The 1251-nt window shown below is 54.9% G+C and carries 1 protein-coding gene; it reads left to right on the top strand.

Translation table 11 applies throughout. The annotated features are described in order from the left end of the window. A partial coding sequence (locus V6D20_19100) for a hypothetical protein (GenBank protein ID HEY9817889.1) occupies positions 1 to 890 on the top strand: 890 nt, incomplete at its 5' end. Positions 891 to 1251: the final 361 nt, after the last annotated feature.

Genomic DNA, 1251 nt, shown 5'->3' with positions numbered 1-1251 from the left:
CACTAACGACAGGCGTCCATGCCATGCCGCTCCTCAGTGGGCCCGTCGTCATTGAGAAGGTTATGCCACTGCAGACACCCAATCAACGCTCGGCAAGTTCGGACAGGATCTTCAAAACTCAGCGCCTCTACGTTGGCAACCTACCCTATGACGTCAGCAGCAATGAGCTCGAGGTTCTCTTCGGGCGCTTTGGTGCTGTGAAGGAGGTGCACATGGGACGAGACCGGAAAACTGGCCTTTCAAAAGGCTATGCTTTCATTGAGTACGTGAAGGAGTCAGATGCCAAGGAGGCCAGGGACGGCCTTCAGGGATTCGAGTTACGAGGTCGATCACTGCGGCTGGACGTCAACGTCAAACAATCCCATCATCCCAACCCGTCGCCAGCACCCCTTAGTCCGGGCCTAACGTCACCTGTGGCCTTCAGTGGTGAGGCGCCATCCCTTCAAGATTCTGGCGGCTCTCCTCCGTCCCTCTTCGCTCCCTTTGCTTCTGCGTTTGGCGACTTCTCTTCCTTTAGTCCCTCGTCGCTCAGCACACCTCCCACGACAGACCCTATGCTACGTGTCTCTCCCTTTGGGTTTGGCTCACCTGCCACCCTACAAGCCCAGCAGCAACCACAACAGCGCTCTGAATCTGCATGGTTTTCCAACAGAGAGGTTGAGTCGTTTGGCTACAGCGCGGTCCAGCAGTGGAAGGTGGTCCTAGTTGGCGATGGCGAAGTTGGAAAGAGTGCCTGGGCCAATCGCCTAGCCCATGGTGACTACCTTGCCGAATACTCTGCAACAGTTGGACAAAATCCGGTGGCTGTCACGCTCGTCACAACGCGCGGCACTGTGACTCTCAACCTCATCGATTGTGCTGGCCAGGTAGAGGCACCCCTCCTAACCTAAACAGAAGCAGTTTGATTCGGGCGTCTATCCACAAGCGGACGCAGCAGTGTTAATGTTCAGTCTAGGTTCACAACAGTCCTATGATGCGCTGGCATCTCGCTATGATAGCATCCGTGCCTCAAGTCCTGGCGCACCAGTCATAGTGGTCGCAAACAAGTCTGATACGAATCCGCAGGACCGCGTGCAGTCCGTTCTATTCCATAAGCGCATGTCTCTAATGTATTCCGAAATGTCAGGTTCGCCTTCTATTGCTTATTAGCCAGTGAAGAGGGGATACGGCGTTTACACACCCTGTGAGCTACTGCTACGCCGTCTCTTCGACGACCCCACAGTTCAGATTCTCAACCAGCAAGACTTTCAC

It is taken from the genome of Candidatus Obscuribacterales bacterium, assembly GCA_036703605.1.
Classification (GTDB): domain Bacteria; phylum Cyanobacteriota; class Cyanobacteriia; order RECH01; family RECH01; genus RECH01.
Note: the sequence above shows the minus strand (reverse complement) of the source record. Positions and strands in the feature narration are given on the sequence as shown.